Origin of the sequence: Roseobacter sp. TSBP12 (genome assembly GCF_009129705.1) — a bacterium.
Lineage (GTDB): Bacteria > Pseudomonadota > Alphaproteobacteria > Rhodobacterales > Rhodobacteraceae > Celeribacter > Celeribacter baekdonensis_A.
Genome location: NZ_PYIB01000086.1, coordinates 1 through 633, shown reverse-complemented (window position 1 = coordinate 633; position 633 = coordinate 1). Strand labels below are relative to the sequence as shown.

The window sequence follows — 633 nt, the reverse complement described above, 5'->3', positions numbered from 1 at the left end:
GCTTCGCCAGAGGTCACAACACCGTTCGCATCCGGGCCCAATTCACGCCACACCGCATCCCAGCCGCCAAGATCGGACCAACCGCCGTTAAACGGCACAACTGCCAAATTGGCGGCGCGTTCCATCACCGCATAGTCGATAGAAATATCTTCGGCCTGTGCCCAAGCCTCCGCATCCAAACGCAAGAAACCAAGATCCACCTGAGCGGTTTCGACAGCTGTGGCCACAGGAGCGGTCAAGCCGGGGGCGTATTCCGCGAAGGCTGCGATGATATCTTTGGCTTTGAACAGGAAAATCCCCGCGTTCCACATAAACGTACCTGCGGTCACCATTTCGGCGGCGCGCGTCGCATCTGGTTTCTCAACAAACTGTTTGAGATCAATCGCAGTGCCAGAATCATCCGGCTGGGTAGTCAGTTCGAGATAGCCATAGGCGGTCTCAGCATGGGTTGGCTTGATGCCAAAGGTCACAAGCTTGCCATTCTCTACTGCGGCAAGACCTTTCTCAACGGCCGCATGAAACGCCGCCGTATCCGGCACGACATGATCAGAAGGTGCGACAAGCATGATCGCCTCAGGATGCGTCGCTGACACATGCAAAGCCGCCGCAAGAATCGCCGGAGCCGTGTTGCGC

General features: G+C 57.2%; 1 protein-coding gene. It reads right to left on the bottom strand.

The features are described from left to right. Positions 1-633, bottom strand: a 633-nt coding sequence (locus C8029_RS20960) for a mannose-1-phosphate guanylyltransferase (protein ID WP_286190070.1), incomplete at both ends; no start/stop codon positions are given.